Origin of the sequence: Bradyrhizobium sp. 956_D2_N1_4 (assembly GCF_052076025.1) — a bacterium.
GTDB lineage: Bacteria > Pseudomonadota > Alphaproteobacteria > Rhizobiales > Xanthobacteraceae > Bradyrhizobium > Bradyrhizobium barranii.
The window spans coordinates 2575424-2598157 of the sequence record NZ_CP197237.1 but is presented as its reverse complement, the minus strand read 5'-3'; the positions used below and the strand labels follow the sequence as shown (position 1 = coordinate 2598157).

Genomic DNA, 22734 nt, shown 5'->3' with positions numbered 1-22734 from the left:
CGAAACCCATCGGGTTCAACGCGCGGTATTGATGGGTTTCGCTTCGCTCTACCCATCCTACATCGTGGAGCTCACGCCCTCTTCCCGCTCCGTTTGGTCATCGGCGCGTGACGTCGCTCCCGTTTGCCGCGCGCGATCTCCGTCGCCAGCGCGTCCAGCTTCGGCTCCCAGAAATTCCTGAACTGACCGATCCACGCATCCACCGACCGAAGCCCCGCACCGTCGACCGAATAGAGTCGTCTTTGCGCCTCCGCCCGAACCGTCGCAAAGCCGCTCTCGCGCAGCACCTTGAGATGCTGCGACACGGCCGCCTGCGTGATCCCGAACTCGGCCCCGATCGCTTCAACGACCTCACCGGACGCCATCTCCCCCGGGGCGAGCAGCTCGAGGATGCGACGGCGCACGGGATCGGCGAGGACCTCGAAGACGTGCATCAGCTTCCTGTGCCCGGATGTGCGACGTCAGGCGGCATCTCGCCGCGGTAGAAGGCGATGGTGCGGTCGGAGCGCTGCTTCGCCGTATCAGGATCGACCCCGCTTGCGACATGCGCCGCGCACCAATATTCACCGCTTGTCGTCATGAATTCCTTACCGGCAGGAGAGCCCATCCAAGCCTCGGCCGTCTCGTGGTCGACCGATGCGCCGGTCGCAACATATCGTTCCAATCCCGCGATGGCGAGATCCCAACCGATACCCACCGCACCAGGACCGAACTGATTCCAATGGTCCTCGATAATTGCGGTGTGCTCCAGCGTCAGACGCGCCTGATCTCGTTCTGCCGCCAGCTTGACGTCGATCCAGCTTATCCCGCCGCCGAATTCCCACGTCGCTGCAAAATGCGTCGGCGGCGCACATGCCGTAATGGTGCCGCCCGCGTTCCCCTTCAGCTGGTACCTTCCGCCCAGCTGGAGGTCTCCCTCGACCGGCAGGAACCAGCGCGGAATGCGTTGCCGGCTGGTCACTGCGTCCCAGAGATCGTCGACACTGGTCTCGTAAAGCCGCGTCAGCGTCACCGTGCTGGCTGCTTTTCCATCCTTCTCGAAATTCTTCACCGAACGCGTGACAAGCCCCAAGACCCTGGCGACGTCGATTTCCATTGCATCCCTCCGTATCGTTTCGCGCAATGGCGAATATCGGCCTTCACTAATATAAGTCAACTCTTATATTAGTGAGACCGTGCCGCTGTGGCTGGCGCTCCGGGCAGACCGTACGACGCATGGAGCGCGCGATATTGATTGATGCCAGTTCGTCCGCCGTCGGAGGGCGCTATTTCAGCGGCAGGAACACGTCCGCAACCGTCTCATGCTCCGGCACCTCCGGGAAGAAACTCAGCCGCTGGCAATAGATCGGGAAGTCGCGTGCTTCCTCGCCGCTGGCCGGAAGCCAGTCGCGATAAAGGTAGAGCGCGGCGGGCTCCAGATTGTCGGTGTAGCCGACGACCCGCAGCACCGCGCAGCGTCCGCCGGGGATCTCGCCGGCCTTGATCTCTTCGCCATTCGCCTCGATCGGCTGGTCGGTCCCGACACAGAGGTCCGTGCTGTAAGTGGCGGGCGAGGAAGGACGCCGTTCGGACCGCCAGACATTGAAGGTCGGACTTGTCCTGGGGTGCAGGCCGGCTGCCTTGCGCCACGCGATGAACCGCCGGATGGTGTCGCCGAGCGTCGCCGGGTCGCCCCGATGCTCCATGATCGCCACCCTCGTGGAGGGCACATCGCGTATCGTCACGTCGTCGGTGGTAAAAGTCTTCATGAGCTTGCTCCTCGCGTTGTCGAGAGGCCCGAAGGCCACAAGCCACGGCTCCCAGTCGGGAGAATTGCGGAACGACGACGGTGATTGCCCGAACCGTTGCCGAAAGGCGCGGGCAAAGGCGTCCGGTGCATCGTAACCGGCGTCCATCGCGATGTCAGTGACACCAAGGGCGTCACTGTAGGCCAGCATGTAGGAAGCGCGCTTCATACGGGCCAGCTGGACATAGCGATGCACTGACAACCCGAAGGTCGCCGTAAACTGCCGGTGGAAATGAAATTTCGAGAAGGCCGCAACGCTGCTCAGCGTTTCCAGGTCCAGATCGCTGTCGAGATGCCGGTCGATATGGTCCAGCACCCGCCGCATCCGGTTCTGATAGTTTTGCAGCGCCGCCTTCATCGTCCCTCCTCCGTGGCGGCTCCAGATAGCCGCTGACGGCGATCATTTGCTCGACCGATCTTGCGGTTTGGAAGTTGTCGCGAATTCGTCGGCCCCGTAGGGCGGATTAGCGAAGCGTAATCCGCCATCTTCAACGCGGCTCGATGACAGATGGTGGATTACGCCTTCGGCTAATCCACCCTACGCCATCAGCCCCCGCCTCGCCCTACCCGCCGGCCATCAGCTCCTTTGCCAGCGCCATATAGGCCGGCAGCGTCACGGGGTCGTTGGCGGCGTTGCCCGCTACGGGGTGCGACGCGTAGCGCGCGATCACCATCTCGGCCTTGGGATCGACATAGATGCCCTGGCCGTGAACGCCGCGCGCCATATAGGCGCCGTGGGCGTTGTGTGTGACCCACCATTGATTGCGATAGGACGCGCCGGGCAGCGTGGTGTAGCCGGCCGGCTTGAACTTCTCGGGATCGCCGCCGTGCGCGATGTCCTCGACGACGGACGACGGCACGATCTGGCGGCCGTTGAAGCGGCCGTGATTGCGCATGGTCTCGCCGAAGCGGGCGAGATCGCGCAACGTGGTCGAGAGGCCGCCACCGCCGCTCTCGGTGCCGATGCGATCGACGTGATAATGCGCGTCCTCCTCCGCCCCCATCGGCGTCCAGATGCGCTCGGAGAGAAGGTCGGACAATGTCATGCCGCTGGCACGCCGGCAGATCCAGGCGAGCACATCGGTGTTGACGGTCTTGTAGGCAAAGGCCTTGCCGTGCTCACCCTGCTTCTTCTGCGCGACGAGGAAATCGAAGATATTGGTCGGGCCGCTATAGTCAGGCGGAATCGGCGCCATGCCGTTGGCACGCCGCAAGCCCCACACGTGGGAGTTCTTGTCGGTATAGACTTCGGTGTATTCGAGCCCCGTGGTCATATCCATGACCTCGTGCACGCGCGCATCGCCGAACGCGCTGGCTTTCAGCTCCGGCACATAATCCGTGACCTGTGCCTGCGGATCGACCTTGCCCTCGGTGACGAGAATGCCGGCCAGCACTCCCGTGAACGACTTCGTCACCGACATCGCGATATGCGGCTTGTGCGGCTTCAGCGCGCCGAAATAGCGCTCATAGATCAGCTTGCCCCGATGCAGCACGGCGATGCCGTCGGTATAAGTCTCCTCCAGCATCTTCGCGAACGTCATGGGCCGGCCGTCCATGGTGGTCGAGGCGACCGCGCCGATGTCGTGGTCTTCCCGCGGCAACACGGACGCGGGCCCTGCCCCGCGCCAGACATTCACGGTCGGCACCAGCTGGCGGACGTTGCTCCAGGCCCAGCGCAATTCGGGGAAATTGCGGAACGAGCCGTTCTGGAAGGTGATCGTGCGGTCGGGCGCTGGCGGGAAGCCCTTCATCCAGCCGAGCGCTTCGGCATCGGTCTCGGTGGAAGTTGCGGGCTGTTGGTTCGGGGCAGTTGCGGCGGACATGAACACGAACTCCGGAAGCAGCGGTGCGGATGGCGTATCATGGGATGGCATGATCCACATCCGGCGTTTGCGCCGAGGTGCCGTGCAGTGATCGGGGCGGCGGCGCCCCTTCGCCGCCTGCCCCTGCTTGGTCAATCACACGCCGATCGACGTCGTCAACATCGACGCCTGCATCCGACAGCGCATCGCGCCTTACTCGAAGGTCGCGCTGTTCCAGTACACCGTCGGTGACGACTTGCCGGGATGCACGACGAGAAAGCCGCCCTGCCAGGGGACCACGCTAGGCGTCCGCTGGGTGAACGCGCCAGCGATCGTGCCTGAATCGCTCCAGTCCGCGCCGTCGCTGGTGACCGAGTAACGCACCTTCTTGTTGCCGTCGGCATAGAAACAATAGAGCGTCCCGTTCGGCCCTCCGGCGAGCGCGCCGCTGGTGTTCGAACAGAGCGACATGCTCGGCAGCAGATTGGGGCCGGTCCAGTTCGAACCGTCGGACGACACATAGGCGCCGAGCACCGTCGGCATCCCCTTTTCGAGCCCGGCGATCGGCGCCACGATCACCAGCGCGCCCCCGCAGCTCTCCACCGCAGGCGCCACCAGCGCACCGCCCGCGATCGTCGCAGGCACCGGGCCGTCGACGCTGGGAATCATCACGCTTTGCGGAGACCCGAAATGCACCCAGTCGGTCGTGCTGAGATACTGGATGCTGCCGTCGGCGCCGCCCCAGGCAATATACCAGACGCCGTTGAGCTGGCCGATGCTGGCCCCGGTCGTGGCCGGCGGTGCGGGCCAGAGCCCCGCTGCGCTCCACGGCCCTCCGGACGCCCCAGAGGACGAGATGAAGGCGAGAAGGCTGGTCTTGCCCAGACCGAGCAGCGCCAGTCCGCCCGAGGGCGTCGCGCAGGCGGCCAGTCCGCCGAACGGGCTCATGGTAGGCGACTTCGCACTGGACCATTTACCCTGATTGAGGCTCCACGCACGCATCGCCGGCGGCAAGGGACTCCCCATTCCGATGCAGAGGATTTGCGATCCCGGCATCGTCGCGAGCGCCACCGGAACGAGACTGACGCTCGAAGCGATCGGCGCGTCGGTGCCGAACGGCAGGAAGGTCGGCGTGACGGCCCAGGAGCCCTTCTGCGATGGTCCCGTTGGGCCGGTCAGGTCGCCCTTCGCGATCGGCAGGATCACTTCCGAGAGCCAGGCCTGCAGCGTGGTCGAGCCTGCCACGTACTGCACGGCGTCCTCGACCAGCACGTTCAGTTGCATGCCGCTGGCGGCGGCGGCGACCAATGAGCCTATCTCCGCGTCGGTCAGCGTGGGCTCGATCGGCTGTCCCCAGCGTCCCCTGAAGGCGAGCCAGGGTGGCGAGGTGACGGGCGTGGGAAGGATCGCCTGCGCATCGTTCTGGATCACGACCGGCGGATTGGGCGCGAACAGATTGACGGTCGGACCGCCGCCGCGCGCGTAGTCGGCCACCGCGAAGCGCACATCCCACACATCGACGCCGCCGATCTCGTAGGTGCTGTTGCTGGCGGCCGGATAGTTGGCATGCGACCCGCTCGCGACATAGACGTTCGGGTGCGTGCCGCTCAGCGACAGGAAGCCGTCGTTCGGCGAGCACCATTGTCCGCCCGAATGCTGCGAGAAGAACACGCCGACGACCTGCTGGTCGATATTGACGCGCACCGTGACGCATTCCCAGTCGCCCCAATGGATCGAGAGCGGCATCAGCGCCTGACCGGTGGTGCCGGTCCAGCCGGTGACCTCGAAGGTCTCCTGCCCGTTATAGGGATAGAACAGCCAGTACTGGAGATCGACCATGTCGGTGCGGTCGTCGACCGGCAGGACGTGAACATAGCTGGTGGCGCTGGGGAGATAGCCCTTCATGAGCGAGGCCCAGATGGCCTGCGGCGCGACCAGATAGTCGTCGGGGCTGCTCTGCTCGACCGTCCCCCAATTCCACTGACCGGGACCGGAATAGATGCCGCCGGCGGCCTGGTAGCCGACCTGGCCGATGTACCAGTCGGTCGACGAGGGCAGATTGACCTCATCCTTGTCGAGATGAAGGATCGGCGCGAAGTTCGAGACGAGTTCGGCAAGCGTAGGCCAGGCCATGATTTGCTCCCTGCTGGTCGTAGATCGACGGTCGGGAGCTTCGAACAACCGATATTGGACGCGAGCCAGCCCCTGCGCGATAGTCTACAACAATACACGCTTAAAGCGAGATCACATCATGCTGAAACTGAGCGCGGACGAAACAGCGCGGCAGCGATGGAGAATTTCACACTGCTGTCATTCGTCTGTGAAGCTTGCGCCCTGGCGCGGCCGCTCGCGCGGGTCCGCGTCATGAGCGAGCACTCGCGCGCCGAGGCTAAGCGAGCAGGCGGCGAGCTATTGTATTGATGGTAAGGTCGATGGCAGCGCCCTGCTCGTCGCCGTCGCCAATGAACCAGGCTGCCGACAACCCCGTCCACGCAACGATCCAGCGAAGCAGCCGCTCGGGCTGAAGGCCCGTCACGGCGACCACGGTATCCAGCCGGGCCTCCAGTCGACCCGGCAGGATCGCAAGCGGCCGGCTCGGATCGCTGAGGTCAGGGTTCGTGAAGATGTTGGCATAGTCGAATGTTCGTTCGCCGATCAGCCCATGCGGGTCGATCGCCAGCCATCCGCGCTCACCGAAGTCGAGCACATTCTCGTGGTGCAGGTCGCCGTGCAGCGGACCGATGGCGTGTGGCGCGGCCAGGAGTTGGCGGGCGATGTCGGCGGCGGGCGCGAGTGCCGCGTGGTCCGGGGCGAGCTGGAAGAGCGGCTGAAACCAGTCCTCCAGCGGATGCAGGTCGGGAAGCGGGCCGGACCGCGTTGCGTGCAGCCGAGCCGCCGTGTCGCAGAGGATCCGGCATGCCTCGTCGTCCCGGCCCGACCAGGCCATCTGCGCGAGATCACCGGCTCCCGAGGCCCGTTCCATCAGCAGAGCGTCCGCACTCGAGGCAAAGACCCTGGCCGCGCCCTGACCGTCCCACCAGGTCAGAAGACGATAGCCCGCCCCCTCATCGGGAATACGGGCAACCTTGAGCATTGCAGGCCGGCCCTCATGCCGGACCGGCAGGACCCAGCTGGAATGGGTGGTCAGCAGTGCCCCGTCCGGAACCAGACGCCATCGCTCAAGCCAAATTGCGACTGGCGCTGGAATATGGGGATGCGAGTCCATGGGGTCATCACCTGGGATCATGTCCGGCGCTCTGTCTGCCGGGACTTGATCAATCATGCGGCCGGCCGCCACCGTTTCGTTGCAGCGATACCCTTTCCACGTTTTCGTTTTCCTTTCCCGTGGCCAAAGAGTCGCGCTTTCGCGTCGCGGTCGGCGAAGGTGACGGCGCACCTGCGACGACACGGTCGCAGGTGCGCTCGCCCATGACACCGATGGTCTTCACCGGACTCTGGCGAAACCGTTACCGCTTTCGCCCAGCGCGCCCCTTTGCCTTCGCCGCGCGTTTGCGGCCTGGGGCGGCTGCTCGCGCCGGTCCGCGTGGCGTACGGCCGCCGGTCTCAGTGGACAGTTCGGGACGTAACCTGGCGAGCTTGGCGCGATCGGGCAGCATGTCGGCAAAACCGTCGATCGCGCGCGGCGCGGTCGTATCGTCGCCGGCCGCAGCCGTTGCAGCGCGCGCACCTGACGGCCCTGCGGTCTGGCTGAGCGCCTGCAATCGCCGGCACGCTTCACCGAGGTGATAGGCATCGCCGCCGAGCGCCACCCATTTGCCGACCTCGGGATGCAGCACGAGATTGGCCGAATGGTTGTCGCTCGCGCTGGTCGGATAGTCGACGAACACGTCGATCCCCGACTGCACGCCCACCATCACGCCCTGCGCCGACCACGACACCGCGACGTCGACGCGGTAGCGGCCCGGTTTCTCGAAGGCGAAGCCCGCGGTGCTCCAAAACACCTTGGCTGACGCCGTGACGCTCTTGCCGGGCTCGAGCTCGCCAAGCTTCGCGTGCTCGCACAGGATCACGAAGGGCCTGACCGGACGCTCGTGCCCCTCGCCGTCGGTGACGGTGATCGATGCGAACAGGGCCTCGGTGCTGACGTCGTTCGGCGCGCGCAGCGACACGCCGCTCGTGTTCGTCATCGTCCAGGTCAGATCCAGCGGCTGGCCGAGCGCGACGCGGTCGGTCGTGGCCGTGACCGTCAGCGCCAGCTCGGAAGGTTCGAAGTCGTGCCGGTCGGCGGCTTGCGGCGCACCGGTCGGGAACCAGCTTGCGAACGGCCATCCGCCCGGACGAATGACCGGATCCGGCATGTGGTTGAGGTGATGACGGACGTTGGTGTTGTGCGCGAGCGCGATCTGGTCCGGGAACACGCCGGGTGCGCCGGTCGCGGGACCGCCGAGCACGTCCGCGACACTCGGCGTCGTGGTCATGATCGAGTTGTCGGCCGCCGTCTCCTGCTCCTGATGGATCTGGTTCAGCGTATGCGTCAGCTCGTGGGTCGCGCTGCGCAGGAACGCTCGCGGCACGTCGCGTTGCTTCTTGTTCGCGGCGAGACCGAAGTTCGAGGAGTCCGAGACGGGATAGCCGTCATCGGAGAAGCTGGCGCAGCCTTCGCGGGGTACGCCGATCTGGTCGTACATGATGCCGCGCGAGCAGCCGAGCTTGGCGGGCACCACGATCATGTGCACGCGCCATTCGGTGTCCAGATTCGTCGCGGGATTGCGTACGGTCGTCATCAGCGCATGCAGATCCGCTGAGCTCCAGCAATTGGTCGCCACCACGCCTGATGGCACCGGAACGTTGAGCTGGTCCTGCACCACCGACAGCTGCCAGCCGGTCTTCGCAAAGACCGTGTCGAAGAACTCGGTGCCACCGGCACCGTCAGGCACCGGCGCGGGCCGGACGGCTCCGACCAGCGTGTCGATCTCCAGCGTGGCGCGGCGGAAGAATTTCGACACCCAGGCGAGCGTGACGCTGCCCTTGTCCACGCCGCCTTCGAACAGCCGGCCCTGGTAGAACGGCCCGCCGGTCAGGGAGAACGGAAACGGCGCTGGCAACTTTGAAAGCTTCATCGTCACGGTGCGCGACGGCGAAGCCGGGAACGTGCCCTTGAACTGGCCGGCCGGCGGCTGCGTGTGATTGAACTGCTCGGCGACAATCGTCAGCTCGCACTTCTTCGGCGGCGGGACCGCGACCGGCGCGGACACGCTGGTCACCCTGAGATAGGAATGATAGCGCGCGCGGGGGAAGATGGGGATCCGCGGCCTGCGGATCGGAAACGGAATCAGGGGGTCATCGAGCGCACTGAGCGAACCGGCCAGGCTCGTCAATCCCGAGCCCGCCGCCGCTTCATCTTCGTCCGCGTCGCCCACCGGCACCACGGGCCCCACCGGCGGGATCGGACCGATCACCGGCCGGCGCGAGTAGAGATCGCCGCTGACGATCAGATGGTCGGCGCCGCCGTCGGGTGCCGAGCGATCGACGCGCAGCGTGCCTTCAAAGGTCACGAAGCCCGCGGTCGGCCTGAAGTTGATCTGGTAGCAGCCTTCGCGGAAGTCGAGCCTGCAGAGCCTGAACGGCGGAAACGGCTGCAGATCGGTCGAGGCCGGCTGATCGCCGGACTCCTCGTCGCTGAAGCTGATCTGGCGCGACAGCGGGACTTGCGGCTTCATCGCGGGCTCGACCGATGCCGCGGTCATCTTGGAAAGGCTGCCACTCGATTCATGCTCTGAGCAATTGCACATGTCGTCTTCTCCTCGTTGAAAGGGTGAGACGATCGACGTGAGCATCGGGCTCGTTCGCGGGTACAGCCGCGTTATTTCGGTCAGCTGTGGCGTGCGCAGTCCTACGCGCGCCGATAGGTCACGACACAGCCCTCTGAATCCGTAAACTCAAATCGGTCGGCCTTGAGTGAAATGCGATAGGTCACAAGTTCATCAGTCGCCGTCCCGACGACGAGTGTGTTGGAATCTTCGAGACGGTAGATTCCCGCGTCCCACCACACCATGCCCTGCCCTGGTCCGCGCATGCCGCGGTAGGTGCCGGTCGAGAATGTGAGAGTGGCGGGGTACTTGTCCGCACACGCAGCCGACGTGGATTTGGTCCACGTACCAACCATGCTCTGTTCGTGTTTGTCAGCCATAGTGTCTCCATAGCTCTCATCGGCCGAGCGGCCGATTGGAGGCTATTTCAACATGCCGTTCTGGCGTGTGCAGCTCATTTGAGGCTGATGTGATGGCGGGTGTGCCAAATCGACTAAATTCACCTCGTTCAATCACAACAGGTACTCTATCGCAGCATTGACGCAAGCGTGCGTGTGAGATGCTTCACACCGAAGGTGCGACAATTGAGCACCGGCGATGAGAGCGAGATGACAGCGCGGCGGAGAAGCAGCTCAGTCTGCATCTTGCGAGAGCGGGCTCAAATCAGAACCGGCGTTCGTGAACAGGACATTGGATGGCGCGGTTCGCAGAGACGTGGTCGCGTTGCAGGTTGGCAGCACGCCTGACATTCACGGTGAGCACCAACTGACGCAAATTCAATCGGAGACTTTCACTTCCGAACCGTGCACTTCCGAACCGTGCGGTTGACCTTGGTGTCCATCAAGGCGCTGAGAGGTCCGGTAGCGGCCGGGCGACATGCCATGATGTCGATGAAAGAGTTTCGAAAACGCCGCCGCTGTCTCGTACCCGACCTGGCTCGCGATCCGTGCGATGGGCTCATCGCTGGTTTCGAGCAGGAACGCCGCTTCCGCCATCCGGCGTTCGATCACATAGCGGTGCATCGACTGGCCGACGAGCTTGGTGAAGCGGGCCGAGAATACGGAGCGGCCGAGCCCCACGCGATGGCCGAGGTCGCTCAGGGTCCAGGGCCGCTCCGGGTTTTCGTGGATCAACTTGAGCGCCGGTCCGATATGCGGGTCCGATATGGCCCCGAGCCAGCCGCCTTGTCCGGGACTGAGAGACGCGATCCAGCTTCGGAGCACCTCGACAAACAGCACTTCCGTCAGTCGTGAGAGCGCGACGCGCTGGCCGGGACGCTCGTGCGCGGACTCACTCACCATGCGCCGCAGGATGGCTTCGAGCCAGCCACCGTCCGCCGTCGGCTTCAGCAGAAGCACGGGCGGAAGCATTTCCAGCACGCTGCTGAACGAGGGCCGCGACACGGTGAAATTGCCGCAGATCATGGTCGAGAGCGGCTTGGCACGGCCGCCGTGACGAACGACGCCAAGACGTGCCGACGATCGATCGAGGTCCACAATCTGCAAAGGCTTGGCCCGGCGATCCGAATAAAACACATGGGGCTCGCCGCGCGTGATGACGACAAAATCGCCCTCGGTCATCTGGATTTCCTGTCCGAGTTCGAGCGCGAGGGTCGCGGAGCCCCGACTGAGATAGTGAAACAGCGCGTAGGGGCGCGCCGGCAGCGCCAGATTCCAGGGGTGACCGAGCTCGAAGTGGAACAGCAGCGTCCCGCCGAGACGAACGCGATCGAGCACTTGGGCAAGGATGTCCATGCCGCCGAAGTTAGTCCGGTGGACGGTCGGACACAACATCCGGACGATTGATCCCTACCGTCCGAAAAGCCCGCGAACTAGGTCATGTCGCGGCGGGCCGACGTCATGTGCGGCAACCATTTCGCCAACGGCGGATGGAAGAAACCGCGACCAGGCAGGAAACGCCTGTCCATTCCCCCGGACCTTATTCCGTCCGACATATCAACAGGAACGATCAATGCTAAATATCCTTCTCTCAGCCGCCACCGTACTCCTGGCCGGAACGGCATGGGTCGGCCCCGCCCATTCCGCTGAGTTGCCCAAGGGAGCAGCCCACAACATCGTGCTCGTGCACGGCGCTTTCGTGGACCAGACGAGCTGGCAGCCCGTTGCCGATATTCTCTCGAAGAAGGGCTACAACGTCACGCTCGTGGAAAATCCGCTCACTTCGCTCGCCGCTGACGTCGATGCCACCAAGCAGGCGCTCGCGAAACAGGACGGCAGGACCGTTCTGGTCGGTCATTCATGGGGCGGCGTGGTGATCACGCAAGCCGGCAATGATCCCAAGGTCTCGGCGCTGGTCTATGTCTCCGCCTTCGCACCGGAGGTCGGTCAATCCCTGGCGTTGCTGGCCAAAGACGGCCCGCAGACCGAAGGCGTCAAGGCGATCCATCCCGACGCGAAGGGCAATCTGTATATCGATCCCAAGCTGTTTCCGTCAGCCGTCGCGGCTGACCTTCCTCCTGAGATCGCCGAGCACCTGGCCAACTCGCAGCTTCCGCTGAGCCTCGCTGCGTTCGAGGCGCCTGTCAGCATTGCGGCCTGGCGCGACAAGCCGACGTTCTACGTCATCACCACGAAGGACAAAGTCATCGCGCCCGAGGTCCAGAAGTTGTTCGCAGCCAGGATGAAGGCTCAGACGACGGAAGTCGCCGGCAGCCATGCCTCGCTCGTGGTCCATGCGAAGGAAGTCGCCGAGGTCATCGAAAAGGCCGCGCTCGCGAAGTGACGAACCTGCTCCCGGCGCTGTCGCGCCGGGAGCGCACACGCTCGCTCGGAGGAATGCGGAACGCCTCGGACCGCGATGGCGCGAAGCGCCAGCGACTTCCTGGAGGAAGGTTTCGGTCGCCGCGCTACGTGCGTCACCCGCTCGATCATTTCATGCCAAGCATCCGGAGTACGATATGACTCAACTCGACATCGCGAACCAGGACGCCCTCTCACTCGAAACGGTGCCAACCCGTTACATCGAAGGCCACGGAATCCGCTTCGCCTATCGCCGTCTCGGCCCCGCGACTGGAACTCCGCTGGTTCTTCTGCAGCACTTCTCGGGAAACATCGACGGATGGGATCCCGCCGTCGTCAACGCTCTGGCCGCTGATCGCCCCGTGATCGCCTTTGACAACGCAGGGGTCGGCCGGTCGACCGGTCAAACGCCCGACAACGTCGCGACGATGGCACGAGACGCCGTGGATTTCATCGACTTGCTCGGCCTCCTCGAAGTGGACCTGCTTGGCTTTTCTCTCGGCGGCTGCGTCGCTCAGCAGATCGCCGCCGAACACGGACAGCTGGTCCGGAAGCTCATACTCGTCGGTACCGCGCCGAAAGGCGGAGAGGAACACCTGTTGGCGGTTCTGCAGGAAGCGTTTTCCCAAACCGATGTGCCGGACCCCCGCCTGCCGCTGTTCTTCACGAATTCATCCGCCAGCCGGTCTTCCGGCTTGGCCTTCCTGAAGAGGACCAAGGTGCGCAAGGATGATCGGGACACCGATAACGGCAACGCGGTAACCGATCCACAGGCCAAGGCGCTGATCACCTGGTGCGCCACACCTGATCCCGGGCACGCCATTCTGCGCGCTATCCGCCAGCCCGTTCTTGTGGTCAGCGGCAGCCACGACACCATGCTGCCTGCGAACAACGCTTACGCAATGTCTAGGGAACTGAGTAACGCTCAGTTGGTCCTCTATCCCGATTCAGGGCACGGCGCGCTGTTTCAGCACCACGACATCTTCGTCAGCCACGTCCGGACCTTCCTGGATGCCCAACCCGCGGCCGCATGACACAAGGCGCGTTCTGACGGGATCAGGCGCACTTTATCCATGAGAGTTGTTACAGAGGACAAAATGACAATCGCTAAAATCGAAGTAGAGCGCTTCAGCCTCACGAGCTTAAAATCATTCGACACTATTGTGGCGGCGCTCAAGTCGGCGGTCGGGCAGCCCAACATGGTCGAATTTTTCAAGGAAACGAGGGCGACAAATTCCTTCCCGGATTTGGAGCGCGTTGTACGAAGCGGCCTCGGCCGAACGGACCTTATGCTCTTCGCGGAATTTGACTTGGGCGACATTCTGCGTCGCGAAGCCGGATCCAAGACGCCTAAAATCATACGGCTTGTGATCGGCAATCCACTCATCATGAAAGAAATGGTCAAGCACGTGCCCGATGCTGGATCTTACGCTCCAGTCACGGTGCTCATTGATGAGCGTTCCGATGGCGTGCATGTCTCTTACGACAAAATGGAGAGTTTTCTGCTGCCTTATGGCAATTCGGACGCACTCTCCGTCGCCCGAAATCTTGATACGAAAATCACAACCTTGCTACGCGAATGTGCAAGCTGAACGCCCTCGACGTAGTGCACTGTCACCGTAATCGCGAGTTCGGTCGAGAGGCCGGCGGCGTCGCCCGTCATGATGGCCCGCACAGCACGCGCGAAGGCAAATCCCAGCGCGGCGCACCAGCAATGCCGGTTCGCTTTGCGCCCAGAATCCGCCCTCCTCGTCGGTTCGCTTTGTGAATGGTCCTGATGGGCGCTCGACAAACGAGGATAACGACTCTCGTTCACCCGCCGTTAACCTGGAACTTCTTTCGATTGTGCGGCACGTCTTGCGCAACCCCTGATTATGATCGACTTTAGGTTGATCATGACGCTCATGCGAACCCATCGGTTCGTTTTGATTGCAAGGTTCGCTGGGAATGAAATCCGACGCAAGAATGACGGCGGTCAAGGGGAGCGCCGAGCCGCCGAGAAACTCACATAAAATCGACGAGGATCCTCAAGCCGCCTGGCAGCTGTTCAACGCAAACTGGTTGATCATTGCCGTTATGGGGAGTCTGCTCGCGTTAGGGCTGACGTCCACCAATCTTCGTCTCGAACCGATCGCGTTTGGCACAACGCTGGCGATCGCGGCGGCACTGCTCGCTGTCTCTTATCATCATCGGCTGACCAGGAGTGATCGCACCGATCCGAAGCTCTTTTTCTCGCTCGGAACGATTGGACAGGTCATTCTCACCTGCGCCATCGTAGGACCGCTTAGTTATGTCGCGGGAGCAATAGGGTATCCTCTCCAGGATCAGGCGCTGCTTTCTGTGGATCGCGCACTTGGTTTGGATCCCGAGCCCATCATTCGGTACGTCAACGACCACCCATGGCTTGCGATCATCTTGTCGCGCGCATATGGGCTGATCAAATGGCCACTGCTCGGCATTCCCATTGTGCTCGTCCTCGCGGCGCGGTACGCACGGCTGCAATTGTTCGTGCTCGCAATGAGTGTTGCGCTCGCGGTCGCAATTGCCATCTCTGTTTTCGTGCCTGCCATCGGCACCTACTACGGATTGCAGCTGCCACCGGCTCGGTACCCGAACATCGACACATCGGTCTATGCTGGACAATTGCGGGACATCCTGGCCTTGCGTGACGGCAGCCTGCGCGAACTCGGACTTTTCAAGCTGGCCGGTATCGTTTCATTCCCGAGCTTCCATGCCGCGTCAGCCGTGCTCTACATGTGGGCGTTGTGGCCGGTACGCGCCGTGGGAGGCATCGCGGCAACTATCAATATCCTGATGATCGCGGCGACCCCCGTGATCGGCGCACATTATTTGATCGATCTTGTTGGCGGCATTCTGCTCGCCGTAGCATCAATCCTGGCGGCGACGAGTTATCTCAAATGGCTCAAGCGGACCCAGAGGACATCCGCCGCGTCGGCACCCGACTGGCCGCAAAAGCTCGTCAATTGTGCGAACGGCAGCCAGACACTCTCGCATTAAGTTGGAAGTTGGTGGTGCGTTTCTTCAAGGCCTGGCTTGCCAACATGTCGGCAGCGATGGCTTCATCACAGAAATATCGAAATGCAGCTGACCTGTCGACGGTCTCTGCAAGGACCGCTTCTGACCGTTCTGCGACATTTGCATCCGGTTGCGGTACGGCGCAACATTTCGCGGATTGAACGACGCCGCTTCAAGCGATCGCAGCTCGGCTTCCGACCGGATTGCAGCAAGCGTCGCCGGCGGCCTGACGCACATCAGTCGCCCGATATGGACAGCCCCGCGAGAAGCGGAGCGTACGCGGCGAGCCTGCGGGACACGAACTCGGTGAAGATCCGCACGCGCTTCGTCTTGCGTGTCTCCCCCTGTGTGAGAAGCCAGAGCGTTCCGTACATGTGCAGGGCGGTGCCCGGCACCCTCACCAGCAGGGGGTCGGCATCTCCGACGAAGCACGGCAGCGTCGTGATCCCGAGCCCCTGCCGTACAGCAACGATCTGCGCCCCGGCATCTGTGACCCTGAACGGAACCTCGGCGGTGCGAACCTCACCCTCGCTGGCCCAATCCGGAATTCCATGAATGCTGATGACGATCCACCGGATGGGATCAGGCACGCCCGCACGCCACGCGGCTAGTCGATCCCTGGACATGTAGACGCCGCCAAACAGCTCCGGTCCCTTCACGCCGTGAAGATTGAGCGGCAGGGTTTTGCGGTCGTAGACGACGCGGATCGCGACGTCGGCCTCCCGGTTGGTCAGATTTGCCAGCTCGCCGAACGACAAGATGTCCATCTCAATGTCCGGATGCAGACGCGCGAAATCGGCGAAGTCCGGCATGAGCAGGTGTGTCGCCAGCGGCGGTGCCAGCGTCACCCGCAGAAGCCCGCGCACGCTCTGGTCGCGCCCGAAGACGCGCGTCTCCAGCTGGTGCGACGACGCTTCCATCTGGTCCGCGAGCTCGAGGACCTCCTCCCCTGCGGCCGTCAGGCGGTAGCCCGACGGCAGCTTCTCGAACATGAGCGCCCCGAGCCGTTCCTCCAGCTGGGCGACCCGTCGCAGCACGGTCGAGTGGTTCACCCCGAGGCGCTCGGCGGCGGCCCGCACCGAGCCTCCGCGCGCGACGGCCAGAAAGTAGCGAACGTCATCCCAGTCGATCATGGTGCATTTCGGCACCGCGGGGTGCGCCTTCCAGAGCCCGTGTCCAACACATCGAACATCCTCTCGAATGTGGGGTAGCACGGGCGGTGATCATAGCCCATGCCGGCAAGCACGGCCCAATTCCAAACGGCGGACACCGATCGTCGCGGCTGGCGTCAATTGTCCAGCCGGATCGATTTCGCACCACGGCTGTGCGCGCTTCCGCACTCAACGCCTGACGACGACGGACCTATGTCGAGGTCCTCGGGGGCCTCCCCGAACGACCAAAGACGGAGTCTCAAAGGAGAAGTCATGGGAAAGCTTGAAGGTAAGGTTGCAGTCGTCACGGGTGGATCGAGCGGTATGGCGCTGGCGAGCGCCAGGCGGTTCGTTGAAGAAGGCGCCTATGTCTTCATCACGGGCCGAAGGCAGGAGGCGCTCGACGAGGCCGTCAGGCTGATCGGCCGGAACGTGACCGGCGTGCGCGGCGACGCGGCCAATCTCGACGACCTCGACCGTCTGTTCGGCACGGTCAAGCGGGAAAAGGGCAGGATCGACGTCCTGTACGCGAGCGCCGGCATGGGCGAAGCCGTCCCTCTGGGCGAGATTACCGAGCAGCATTTCGATGCGGCCTTCGGCCTGAATACGCGCGGCACGCTGTTCACGGTTCAGAAGGCGTTGCCACTGTTCCGCGATGGCGGATCGATCTTCATGACCGGGTCCGTTGCGTCGGTGAAAGGCTTTCCCGGTTACGGCGTGTATGCGGCGAGCAAGGCGGCGTTGCGCTCATTCGCGCGCACGTGGCTCAACGAACTGAAGGGCAGGAATATCCGGGTGAATGTGCTGAGCCCGGGGCCGATCGCCACGCCGATGCAGGACCAGGTTCTCACCGAGGAGGCGAAGCGGATGTTCGAATCCCTGATCCCGCGGGGAAAGATGGGCCGTCCCGAGGAAATTGCGGCGGTCGCGCTGTTTCTTGCGTCAGACGATTCGAGCTTCGTGAATGGTGTGGAGTTGTCTGTCGACGGCGGCTTCTCGGCCATCTGAAAAATCGGAGACGCACTATGAGCTACGCAATTATAGGATTCGGCAAGGTAGGCCAGGCCCTCGCCCATGCCTTCGCCCGCAAGAACATCGAGGTAACAGTCGCGAGCCGCCGGCCGCCCGAGGCGTTGGCGCCGCAGGCTCGGGCGATTGGTCCCACGGTCGTCGCCAGGTCGCTGCGGGAAGCACTCGAGGCCGACACGATCATCCTGGCGGTCCCGTTCGGGGAGCATCGCGAGGTTGCGAAGGCCCTGCCGAGCTGGACAGGCAAGACGATCATCGACACGATGAACGCGTTTGGAGAAGAGCTGGACGGCCTTCTGTCCTCCGCCGTCGTCGCGAAGGCGTTCACCGGCGCGAAGCTCGTGAAAGCTTTCAATCACCTGGTTGCGGCCAAACTGGCTGCCGATCCGACCGTCGAGGGCGGCCACCGGGTCGTCTTTCTGTCCAGCGACGACGACGACGCGACCGCTCCCGTGGCGGCCTTGGCCAAGCAACTCGGCTTCGCACCCGTCAAGCTGGGAAAGCTCAACGAGGGTGGCGCGCTGGTGCACGCACGCGGCCGCATCTGGGGCCAACTCATCTTCCAGGATTTGTTCAGGAAGGAGCAGTAATCGATCTACGACCGTGTGATTTGGCCCGAGAAGTAAAATCCCAAAACGTCGAATTACGGTGACAGTGCCTTCAACTCGCAAGCCTTCTTTGGCGAGCGATAGTTAAATGCGCTGTCACTGTAGTCCCGTGCGTGTGAAACAGATCACAGCGACGATGCGATCGAGCGCCGAGGATGAGGACGAAACGACATAATGGTGTTGAGCAAATCAGGCCACGTCTTGCGGGAGTTGGTGCGCTAGCGTTGCAGATTGGTCGCAAGCGAAGACAAGAGCGCAACAACTCCATCGGATTGGCTCGACATATTCGCGACTTGCATCTCCTCATTTGACAGTCAGCTCAATCGACCGCGCGGAATTACGCCCGTCGACGCGCATCTAATTGATGCAAAAATTGAATTAACGGCAGTACGCGCCCGGTGAGTTGGTAAGCAAGGCCGCAACTAGCCCAACGGACTATCGGCAACCCTACCCGGAACAGAGAATCTTCCAATCAACCAAATCAAAACATGGGGCTCGAGCAAACCAGATATGAACACCGAATTCCAATTGTTCTTACTCTTGTGCAAATCGTCCAATGCCTCGCGCTCTTTCTCCAGTATCTCTTCGAGCTCAAACCCCGACGTTACATTTTGCTCCAACGCGCGGACCACAAGACTCGGCTTGCGAAAGAAAGCGCTCCACCGGTCCGCCAAGTACCGCACGATCGCTGATTTTTGCACAACGGATCCGACGTGGAAATTTACGGCCGGATAATCCGCATGAGTATTTGCGATCGCCAGAACGATCGAAACTCGCGGAACGTCCCCGATATCATCGAAGCGCGCTTTTATTAGGCGCTCGCCTAGGCAGTTGTCGAAGTAAGGGTGCAAGACGCGTTCATCTTGATTCGCGCCCGCATACACGTCGTTCCGCTTGGTATTGCATTTGCAAGCCGGAACGAGATTTTGCGAAAAGAGCGCAAAGACCGGGAAAACACTTTTCGGAAGGTAGTGATCAAGCGTCCCACTATGCATCGACCCACACATGGGACAGACGAGATGTTCCGTTGAAGCACGCATATCGCGAATATAGGCGACATTGCGCGGCGGAGACGCGTAGTGGTTTCGCAAATACTCCGCGATTTGAGCTGGCAAAACCAAATTTTGAACCAACGCGGGATTTCCGCCAACCGCGATATACGCGGCGTAGCAATTCAGCACATTCTGAACGAATGCCTGAAGCTGAGGATAGCTCTTCAAATACTGATTATTTGACAGAGAGAGAAATGCTGCCGAATCATTGAAGGCTGGGGCGAGAATCCTATTCACCTATCCCCTCGCTCTCGATTGCGGCACGTAGAGTATTTAGCATTTCGAGCGACAACTCGTCTTTATAGAGCTCATACACTTCGGGCCACGACAACTTTCTCGCAATCAACCTGTCCTCAACCTCCGATGCGAGCTTGGACAGCTCATCCTCTCCAAACACAAAATAAGAGATCGCACCCACGTCCGCACCAAACGTCCGCAGAGTCGGCCGCTGCGCCAACACCATACCTTCGCTATTTGCGCTCAGCACCGTGACCTGCTCGCGGAAGACCTCGCGAACAAAATATGCTGAATGGGTCGCAATAATAGCCGCCGAGCCCGTCGATTCCAGAAGACTGTCCAACAAAGCGACGAAGCGACTAATGAAATTTGGATGCAGATGGGTTTCCGGCTCGTCCAGCAGCAGGAGCGAACCATTCTCGATATGTAGACTGGCCTGAGCAGCAAATTTCAGAAATGAGAGTTCGCCACTACTTAGCGGATAACCTCGACCATCAATCATGCGAACAGGCTCTTGCCTGACATTGATCGCGGCAAACTTCTCCAGAGAAAGTTTTTCTGGTCCGACCGTCAATCTACCCAACGAGACATACGGCTCTGACGATAAGGAACTTATCAAATGAATCTGCCGAGGCTCGGCAAGCGCGCCTAGCGCATCGATAAGAATATCCCATCGAGACTCGAGGCGATCAGTTGTGTCGATCTCGCAACCTGAACAATTAGATCGGATACATAGTCGCCCCGCCTAGATCGACGCGAACGGTTCATTGAATACCGCTGATACCAAATCCGAAGTCGCTTCCTCTTGTCGGAGGGAAAGACTGATTCGGCTTCATTTGTGGGTGCGAACGCCAAGAGGCGATTCATCAACGGACGACCACCATCTCCATCGGTGAGCGAGGGCGCACCGTCAATCGCCGCACGCGCTATACGACCTAACGCTTAACTTTTGCCCACTCCATTTTTCCCGATGATGACCGCAATGCGCTTCGGAAGGTCGGCATGATGATCAAAATGAAACTTGAGGTCATGCTCGTTCGTTCGCCCCGGCAGCTGAAATCGAATAGCAAGAGTCGGAGACAACCTGCCGAGCTCTTCGCTCGACAACCCACGAAGAATTGGCCCCGCGTTCTTGAACGCAAAGAATGTGTCGGAGCTTCGCATGAACGATAGAGAGAATACCTCAGTCTCGACCGCCCGCTGCAAGATATCCGACGTTGGCTCGAATTCGCCCAGAGCTACGAGATCATGCGCCGCCAGCAACGCATTCGCAGCATCGTCGGCGCCCAGTGCTTGAACCAGGCGACGATAAGCGTCCATGTTTGGCAACATAGTGAAGAAAAGCGGCGGAGACTTCGCTGACCCGGCACCGTGGCTCGTGCTTGAAGCCAATTCGGCTAGCAACGCTCTGTCGCTGCGCCCCTCGGAAGAAATGAATCCGATATATCCGGAGACCTCAATCGAATGATCCGTGCCTCGAACACGGAATTCGTAGTCGATGCCTGTTTGGTGCCCAAAGTCATTCCAATTGTCAGCGGCTGATACTATCCAAACAATATTTAGAGACGAATCTTCACTGGTTGCAGAGCGCGGACCAAATAGGACGCGCCAAGTCGGACTATTGCTACCAGCTTCGTTCTGCTCCATGAGATCTATCTTACCGCAGACGGCCTGTCGCCTGATCGCATCGTCGGCAGCAGCTAGACTTCGCGTTGGAGAGGTGAACGCACGTCAAGGCTCCGTTCGACATTTGTGTCCGCAGATAATCTTGCAGTCGTGTGATCGCCGCCCCCCCTACTCCCACTCAATCGTCCCGGGCGGCTTGCTGGTCACATCGTACACCACCCGGTTCACGCCCTTCACCTCGTTGATGATGCGCGTGGCGGTCTCGCCCAAAAACTTCATGTCGAACTGGTAGAAGTCCGCGGTCATGCCGTCGGTGGAGGTGACGGCGCGGAGGCCCACGACGTAGTCGTAAGTGCGTCCGTCGCCCATGACGCCGACCGTCTTCACCGGGAGCAGCACGGCAAAGGCCTGCCAGATGTCGTCGTAGAGGCCGTGCTTGCGGATCTGGTCGATGTAGACGGCATCGGCCTTGCGCAGGATATCGAGCTTGTCGCGCGTGATGTCGCCGGGGCAGCGGATGGCAAGGCCCGGCCCGGGGAACGGGTGGCGGCCGACGAAGATTTCGGGGAGGCCGAGCTCGCGGCCGAGCTTGCGCACCTCGTCCTTGAACAGCTCGCGCAGCGGCTCGACGAGCTTCATGTTCATGCGCTCGGGCAGACCGCCGACATTGTGGTGCGACTTGATCGTCACCGAGGGGCCGCCGGTGAAGGAGACGCTCTCGATCACATCAGGGTAGAGCGTGCCTTGCGCCAGGAAGTCGGCGCCGCCGATCTTCTTGGCCTCCGCCTCGAACACCTCGATGAAGAGGCGGCCGATGGTCTTGCGCTTGGTCTCGGGGTCGGTGACGCCTTCGAGCTCGCCGAGGAATTGCTTCGAGGCATCCACGTGCACGAGCGGGATGTTGTAGTGGTGGCGGAACAAATCGACCACGGTCTTGGCTTCGTCGAGGCGCAGCATGCCGTGATCGACGAACACGCAGGTGAGCTGGTCGCCGATGGCTTCGTGGATCAGCACCGCCGCGACGGCCGAATCGACGCCGCCGGAGAGGCCGCAGAGCACCTTGCCCTTGCCGACCTGGGCGCGGATCTTCGCGATCTCCTCCTCGCGGAAGGCGCGCATGGTCCAGTCGCCGGAGAGGCCGGCGATCTTGCGCACGAAATTGCGGATCAGCTTGGCGCCGTCGGGCGTGTGCACCACTTCGGGGTGGAACATCAGGCCGTAGTACTTGCGCGTCTCGTCCTGGATGATCGCGAACGGCGCGTTCGGCGAGGTGCCGGCCACCGAGAAGCCCGGCGGCATCTTGGTGATGCGGTCGCCATGGCTCATCCAGACCTGGTTCTTGCCGCCCGGCGACCAGACGTCCTCGAACAGCTTGCTCGGCGCCTTCACCTCGACATCGGCGCGGCCGAATTCGCGGTGATGGCCGCCCTCGACGGTGCCGCCGAGCTGCTCCGCCATGGTCATCTGGCCGTAGCAGATGCCGAGCACGGGCACGCCGGAGGCGAAGATCAATTGCGGGGCGCGCGGCGAGCCGGCCTCATGCACCGACTCAGGCCCGCCGGAGAGGATCACCGCTTTCGGCTTCATCTCCTTGAAGGCTTCTTCGGCCTTGTTGAACGGGACGATCTCGCAATAGACGCCGTCCTCGCGCACGCGACGCGCGATCAGCTGCGTCACCTGGCTGCCGAAGTCGACGATGAGAATCTTGTCGTGCGCCGAGGCCACGGAGGGCGTCGACGCGGAGCGGTCGTTCTGTGCTGCTGTCATGGCCAGCAAATACGCGACCGTGCCCCTGCCCGCAACCGCGCGATGCGCGCGCCCACATTCTTCTTTGGGCATGGACAAACGGATATAGGTAAGTATTATTGACCTAATAT

21 protein-coding genes are annotated in these 22734 nt (G+C 62.1%); 7 read left to right on the top strand and 14 right to left on the bottom strand.

Annotation, left to right across the window (positions count from 1 at the left end; all coding sequences use genetic code 11):
* Positions 1–71: 71 nt before the first annotated feature.
* From AB7535_RS11730 to AB7535_RS11690, 9 genes are all read right to left on the bottom strand, one after another.
* Entirely contained in the window at positions 72–434 is a 363-nt protein-coding gene (locus AB7535_RS11730; RefSeq protein WP_135214285.1) for an ArsR/SmtB family transcription factor, read from the bottom strand.
* Positions 434–1096: an SRPBCC family protein gene (locus tag AB7535_RS11725; RefSeq protein ID WP_135214286.1), complete on the bottom strand. Its 663-nt coding sequence runs from the start codon at positions 1094–1096 to the stop codon at positions 434–436. Before AB7535_RS11725 ends, AB7535_RS11730 begins: the two co-directional genes overlap by 1 nt.
* Before the next feature lie 169 nt (positions 1097–1265).
* Positions 1266–2144, bottom strand: a complete 879-nt coding sequence (locus tag AB7535_RS11720) for an AraC family transcriptional regulator (RefSeq protein ID WP_135214287.1) — start codon at positions 2142–2144, stop codon at positions 1266–1268.
* 205 nt (positions 2145–2349) lie between these two features.
* Complete coding sequence (locus AB7535_RS11715; protein ID WP_439037333.1) at positions 2350–3609, bottom strand: serine hydrolase domain-containing protein; 1260 nt, start codon at positions 3607–3609, stop codon at positions 2350–2352.
* Positions 3610–3801: 192 nt separating this feature from the next.
* Positions 3802–5721: a Vps62-related protein gene (locus tag AB7535_RS11710; RefSeq protein ID WP_208071832.1), complete on the bottom strand. Its 1920-nt coding sequence runs from the start codon at positions 5719–5721 to the stop codon at positions 3802–3804.
* A gap of 256 nt (positions 5722–5977) precedes the next feature.
* Positions 5978–6814, bottom strand: a complete 837-nt coding sequence (locus AB7535_RS11705; RefSeq protein WP_439036307.1) for an APH(6)-I family aminoglycoside O-phosphotransferase — start codon at positions 6812–6814, stop codon at positions 5978–5980.
* Between the two features lie 241 nt (positions 6815–7055).
* Complete coding sequence (locus tag AB7535_RS11700) at positions 7056–9341, bottom strand: hypothetical protein (RefSeq protein WP_439036306.1); 2286 nt, start codon at positions 9339–9341, stop codon at positions 7056–7058.
* A 101-nt stretch (positions 9342–9442) separates the two neighbouring features.
* A complete protein-coding gene (locus tag AB7535_RS11695) occupies positions 9443–9739 on the bottom strand; it encodes a hypothetical protein (protein ID WP_028150930.1) in 297 nt (98 codons plus the stop codon).
* Between the two features lie 396 nt (positions 9740–10135).
* On the bottom strand, positions 10136–11095 hold the full coding sequence (locus tag AB7535_RS11690) for a cupin domain-containing protein (RefSeq protein WP_439037332.1): 960 nt from the start codon (positions 11093–11095) through the stop codon (positions 10136–10138).
* On the opposite strand from AB7535_RS11690, the gene AB7535_RS11685 reads away from it, so the two are divergent.
* From AB7535_RS11685 to AB7535_RS11665, 5 genes are all read left to right on the top strand, one after another.
* Positions 11039–11164, top strand: a complete 126-nt coding sequence (locus AB7535_RS11685; RefSeq protein ID WP_354117641.1) for a hypothetical protein — start codon at positions 11039–11041, stop codon at positions 11162–11164. The two genes, AB7535_RS11690 and AB7535_RS11685, sit on opposite strands and share 57 nt — an antisense overlap.
* Before the next feature lie 166 nt (positions 11165–11330).
* Positions 11331–12101 (top strand): alpha/beta hydrolase, encoded by a 771-nt coding sequence (locus AB7535_RS11680; protein ID WP_063983778.1) that lies wholly within the window; start codon positions 11331–11333, stop codon positions 12099–12101.
* 175 nt (positions 12102–12276) lie between these two features.
* Positions 12277–13152, top strand: a complete 876-nt coding sequence (locus tag AB7535_RS11675) for an alpha/beta fold hydrolase (protein ID WP_439036305.1) — start codon at positions 12277–12279, stop codon at positions 13150–13152.
* A gap of 63 nt (positions 13153–13215) precedes the next feature.
* Positions 13216–13710, top strand: a complete 495-nt coding sequence (locus AB7535_RS11670) for a DUF302 domain-containing protein (RefSeq protein ID WP_354237992.1) — start codon at positions 13216–13218, stop codon at positions 13708–13710.
* 355 nt (positions 13711–14065) lie between these two features.
* A complete protein-coding gene (locus AB7535_RS11665) occupies positions 14066–15136 on the top strand; it encodes a phosphatase PAP2 family protein (protein ID WP_439036304.1) in 1071 nt (356 codons plus the stop codon).
* Between the two features lie 254 nt (positions 15137–15390).
* Here AB7535_RS11665 and AB7535_RS11660 read toward each other — a convergent pair whose 3' ends face one another.
* Positions 15391–16287 carry a LysR family transcriptional regulator gene (locus AB7535_RS11660; RefSeq protein WP_439036303.1) on the bottom strand — a complete coding sequence of 299 codons (897 nt, stop codon included), beginning with the start codon at positions 16285–16287 and terminating at the stop codon, positions 15391–15393.
* Between the two features lie 291 nt (positions 16288–16578).
* On the opposite strand from AB7535_RS11660, the gene AB7535_RS11655 reads away from it, so the two are divergent.
* Both AB7535_RS11655 and AB7535_RS11650 read left to right on the top strand, forming a co-directional pair.
* Positions 16579–17313 (top strand): SDR family NAD(P)-dependent oxidoreductase, encoded by a 735-nt coding sequence (locus AB7535_RS11655; protein WP_439037331.1) that lies wholly within the window; start codon positions 16579–16581, stop codon positions 17311–17313.
* 17 nt (positions 17314–17330) lie between these two features.
* Positions 17331–17924: an NADPH-dependent F420 reductase gene (locus tag AB7535_RS11650; RefSeq protein WP_439036302.1), complete on the top strand. Its 594-nt coding sequence runs from the start codon at positions 17331–17333 to the stop codon at positions 17922–17924.
* Between the two features lie 440 nt (positions 17925–18364).
* Here the strand turns inward: AB7535_RS11650 and AB7535_RS11645 are convergent, their stop codons facing one another.
* From AB7535_RS11645 to guaA, 4 genes are all read right to left on the bottom strand, one after another.
* Entirely contained in the window at positions 18365–19231 is an 867-nt protein-coding gene (locus AB7535_RS11645) for a hypothetical protein (RefSeq protein WP_439036301.1), read from the bottom strand.
* Positions 19224–19805: an AAA family ATPase gene (locus AB7535_RS11640; protein ID WP_439036300.1), complete on the bottom strand. Its 582-nt coding sequence runs from the start codon at positions 19803–19805 to the stop codon at positions 19224–19226. The genes AB7535_RS11645 and AB7535_RS11640 overlap by 8 nt, the downstream gene beginning before the upstream one ends.
* A 368-nt stretch (positions 19806–20173) precedes the next feature.
* Positions 20174–20878, bottom strand: coding sequence for a hypothetical protein (locus AB7535_RS11635; protein WP_439036299.1), 705 nt, complete (start codon positions 20876–20878; stop codon positions 20174–20176).
* Positions 20879–21025: 147 nt separating this feature from the next.
* Entirely contained in the window at positions 21026–22624 is a 1599-nt protein-coding gene (gene guaA, locus AB7535_RS11630) for a glutamine-hydrolyzing GMP synthase (RefSeq protein ID WP_028150935.1), read from the bottom strand.
* Positions 22625–22734: the final 110 nt, after the last annotated feature.

Bases quoted from the DNA above. Each gene is read 5' to 3' on its own strand.
- AB7535_RS11730 (WP_135214285.1), bottom strand. From the start codon at position 434: ATGCACGTCTTCGAGGTCCTCGCCGATCCCGTGCGCCGTCGCATCCTC.
- AB7535_RS11725 (WP_135214286.1), bottom strand. From the start codon at position 1,096: ATGGAAATCGACGTCGCCAGGGTCTTGGGGCTTGTCACGCGTTCGGTG.
- AB7535_RS11720 (WP_135214287.1), bottom strand. From the start codon at position 2,144: ATGAAGGCGGCGCTGCAAAACTATCAGAACCGGATGCGGCGGGTGCTG.
- AB7535_RS11715 (WP_439037333.1), bottom strand. From the start codon at position 3,609: ATGTCCGCCGCAACTGCCCCGAACCAACAGCCCGCAACTTCCACCGAG.
- AB7535_RS11710 (WP_208071832.1), bottom strand. From the start codon at position 5,721: ATGGCCTGGCCTACGCTTGCCGAACTCGTCTCGAACTTCGCGCCGATC.
- AB7535_RS11705 (WP_439036307.1), bottom strand. From the start codon at position 6,814: ATGGACTCGCATCCCCATATTCCAGCGCCAGTCGCAATTTGGCTTGAG.
- AB7535_RS11700 (WP_439036306.1), bottom strand. From the start codon at position 9,341: ATGTGCAATTGCTCAGAGCATGAATCGAGTGGCAGCCTTTCCAAGATG.
- AB7535_RS11695 (WP_028150930.1), bottom strand. From the start codon at position 9,739: ATGGCTGACAAACACGAACAGAGCATGGTTGGTACGTGGACCAAATCC.
- AB7535_RS11680 (WP_063983778.1), top strand. From the start codon at position 11,331: ATGCTAAATATCCTTCTCTCAGCCGCCACCGTACTCCTGGCCGGAACG.
- AB7535_RS11675 (WP_439036305.1), top strand. From the start codon at position 12,277: ATGACTCAACTCGACATCGCGAACCAGGACGCCCTCTCACTCGAAACG.
- AB7535_RS11670 (WP_354237992.1), top strand. From the start codon at position 13,216: ATGACAATCGCTAAAATCGAAGTAGAGCGCTTCAGCCTCACGAGCTTA.
- AB7535_RS11665 (WP_439036304.1), top strand. From the start codon at position 14,066: ATGAAATCCGACGCAAGAATGACGGCGGTCAAGGGGAGCGCCGAGCCG.
- AB7535_RS11660 (WP_439036303.1), bottom strand. From the start codon at position 16,287: ATGATCGACTGGGATGACGTTCGCTACTTTCTGGCCGTCGCGCGCGGA.
- AB7535_RS11655 (WP_439037331.1), top strand. From the start codon at position 16,579: ATGGGAAAGCTTGAAGGTAAGGTTGCAGTCGTCACGGGTGGATCGAGC.
- AB7535_RS11650 (WP_439036302.1), top strand. From the start codon at position 17,331: ATGAGCTACGCAATTATAGGATTCGGCAAGGTAGGCCAGGCCCTCGCC.
- AB7535_RS11635 (WP_439036299.1), bottom strand. From the start codon at position 20,878: ATGGAGCAGAACGAAGCTGGTAGCAATAGTCCGACTTGGCGCGTCCTA.
- guaA (WP_028150935.1), bottom strand. From the start codon at position 22,624: ATGACAGCAGCACAGAACGACCGCTCCGCGTCGACGCCCTCCGTGGCC.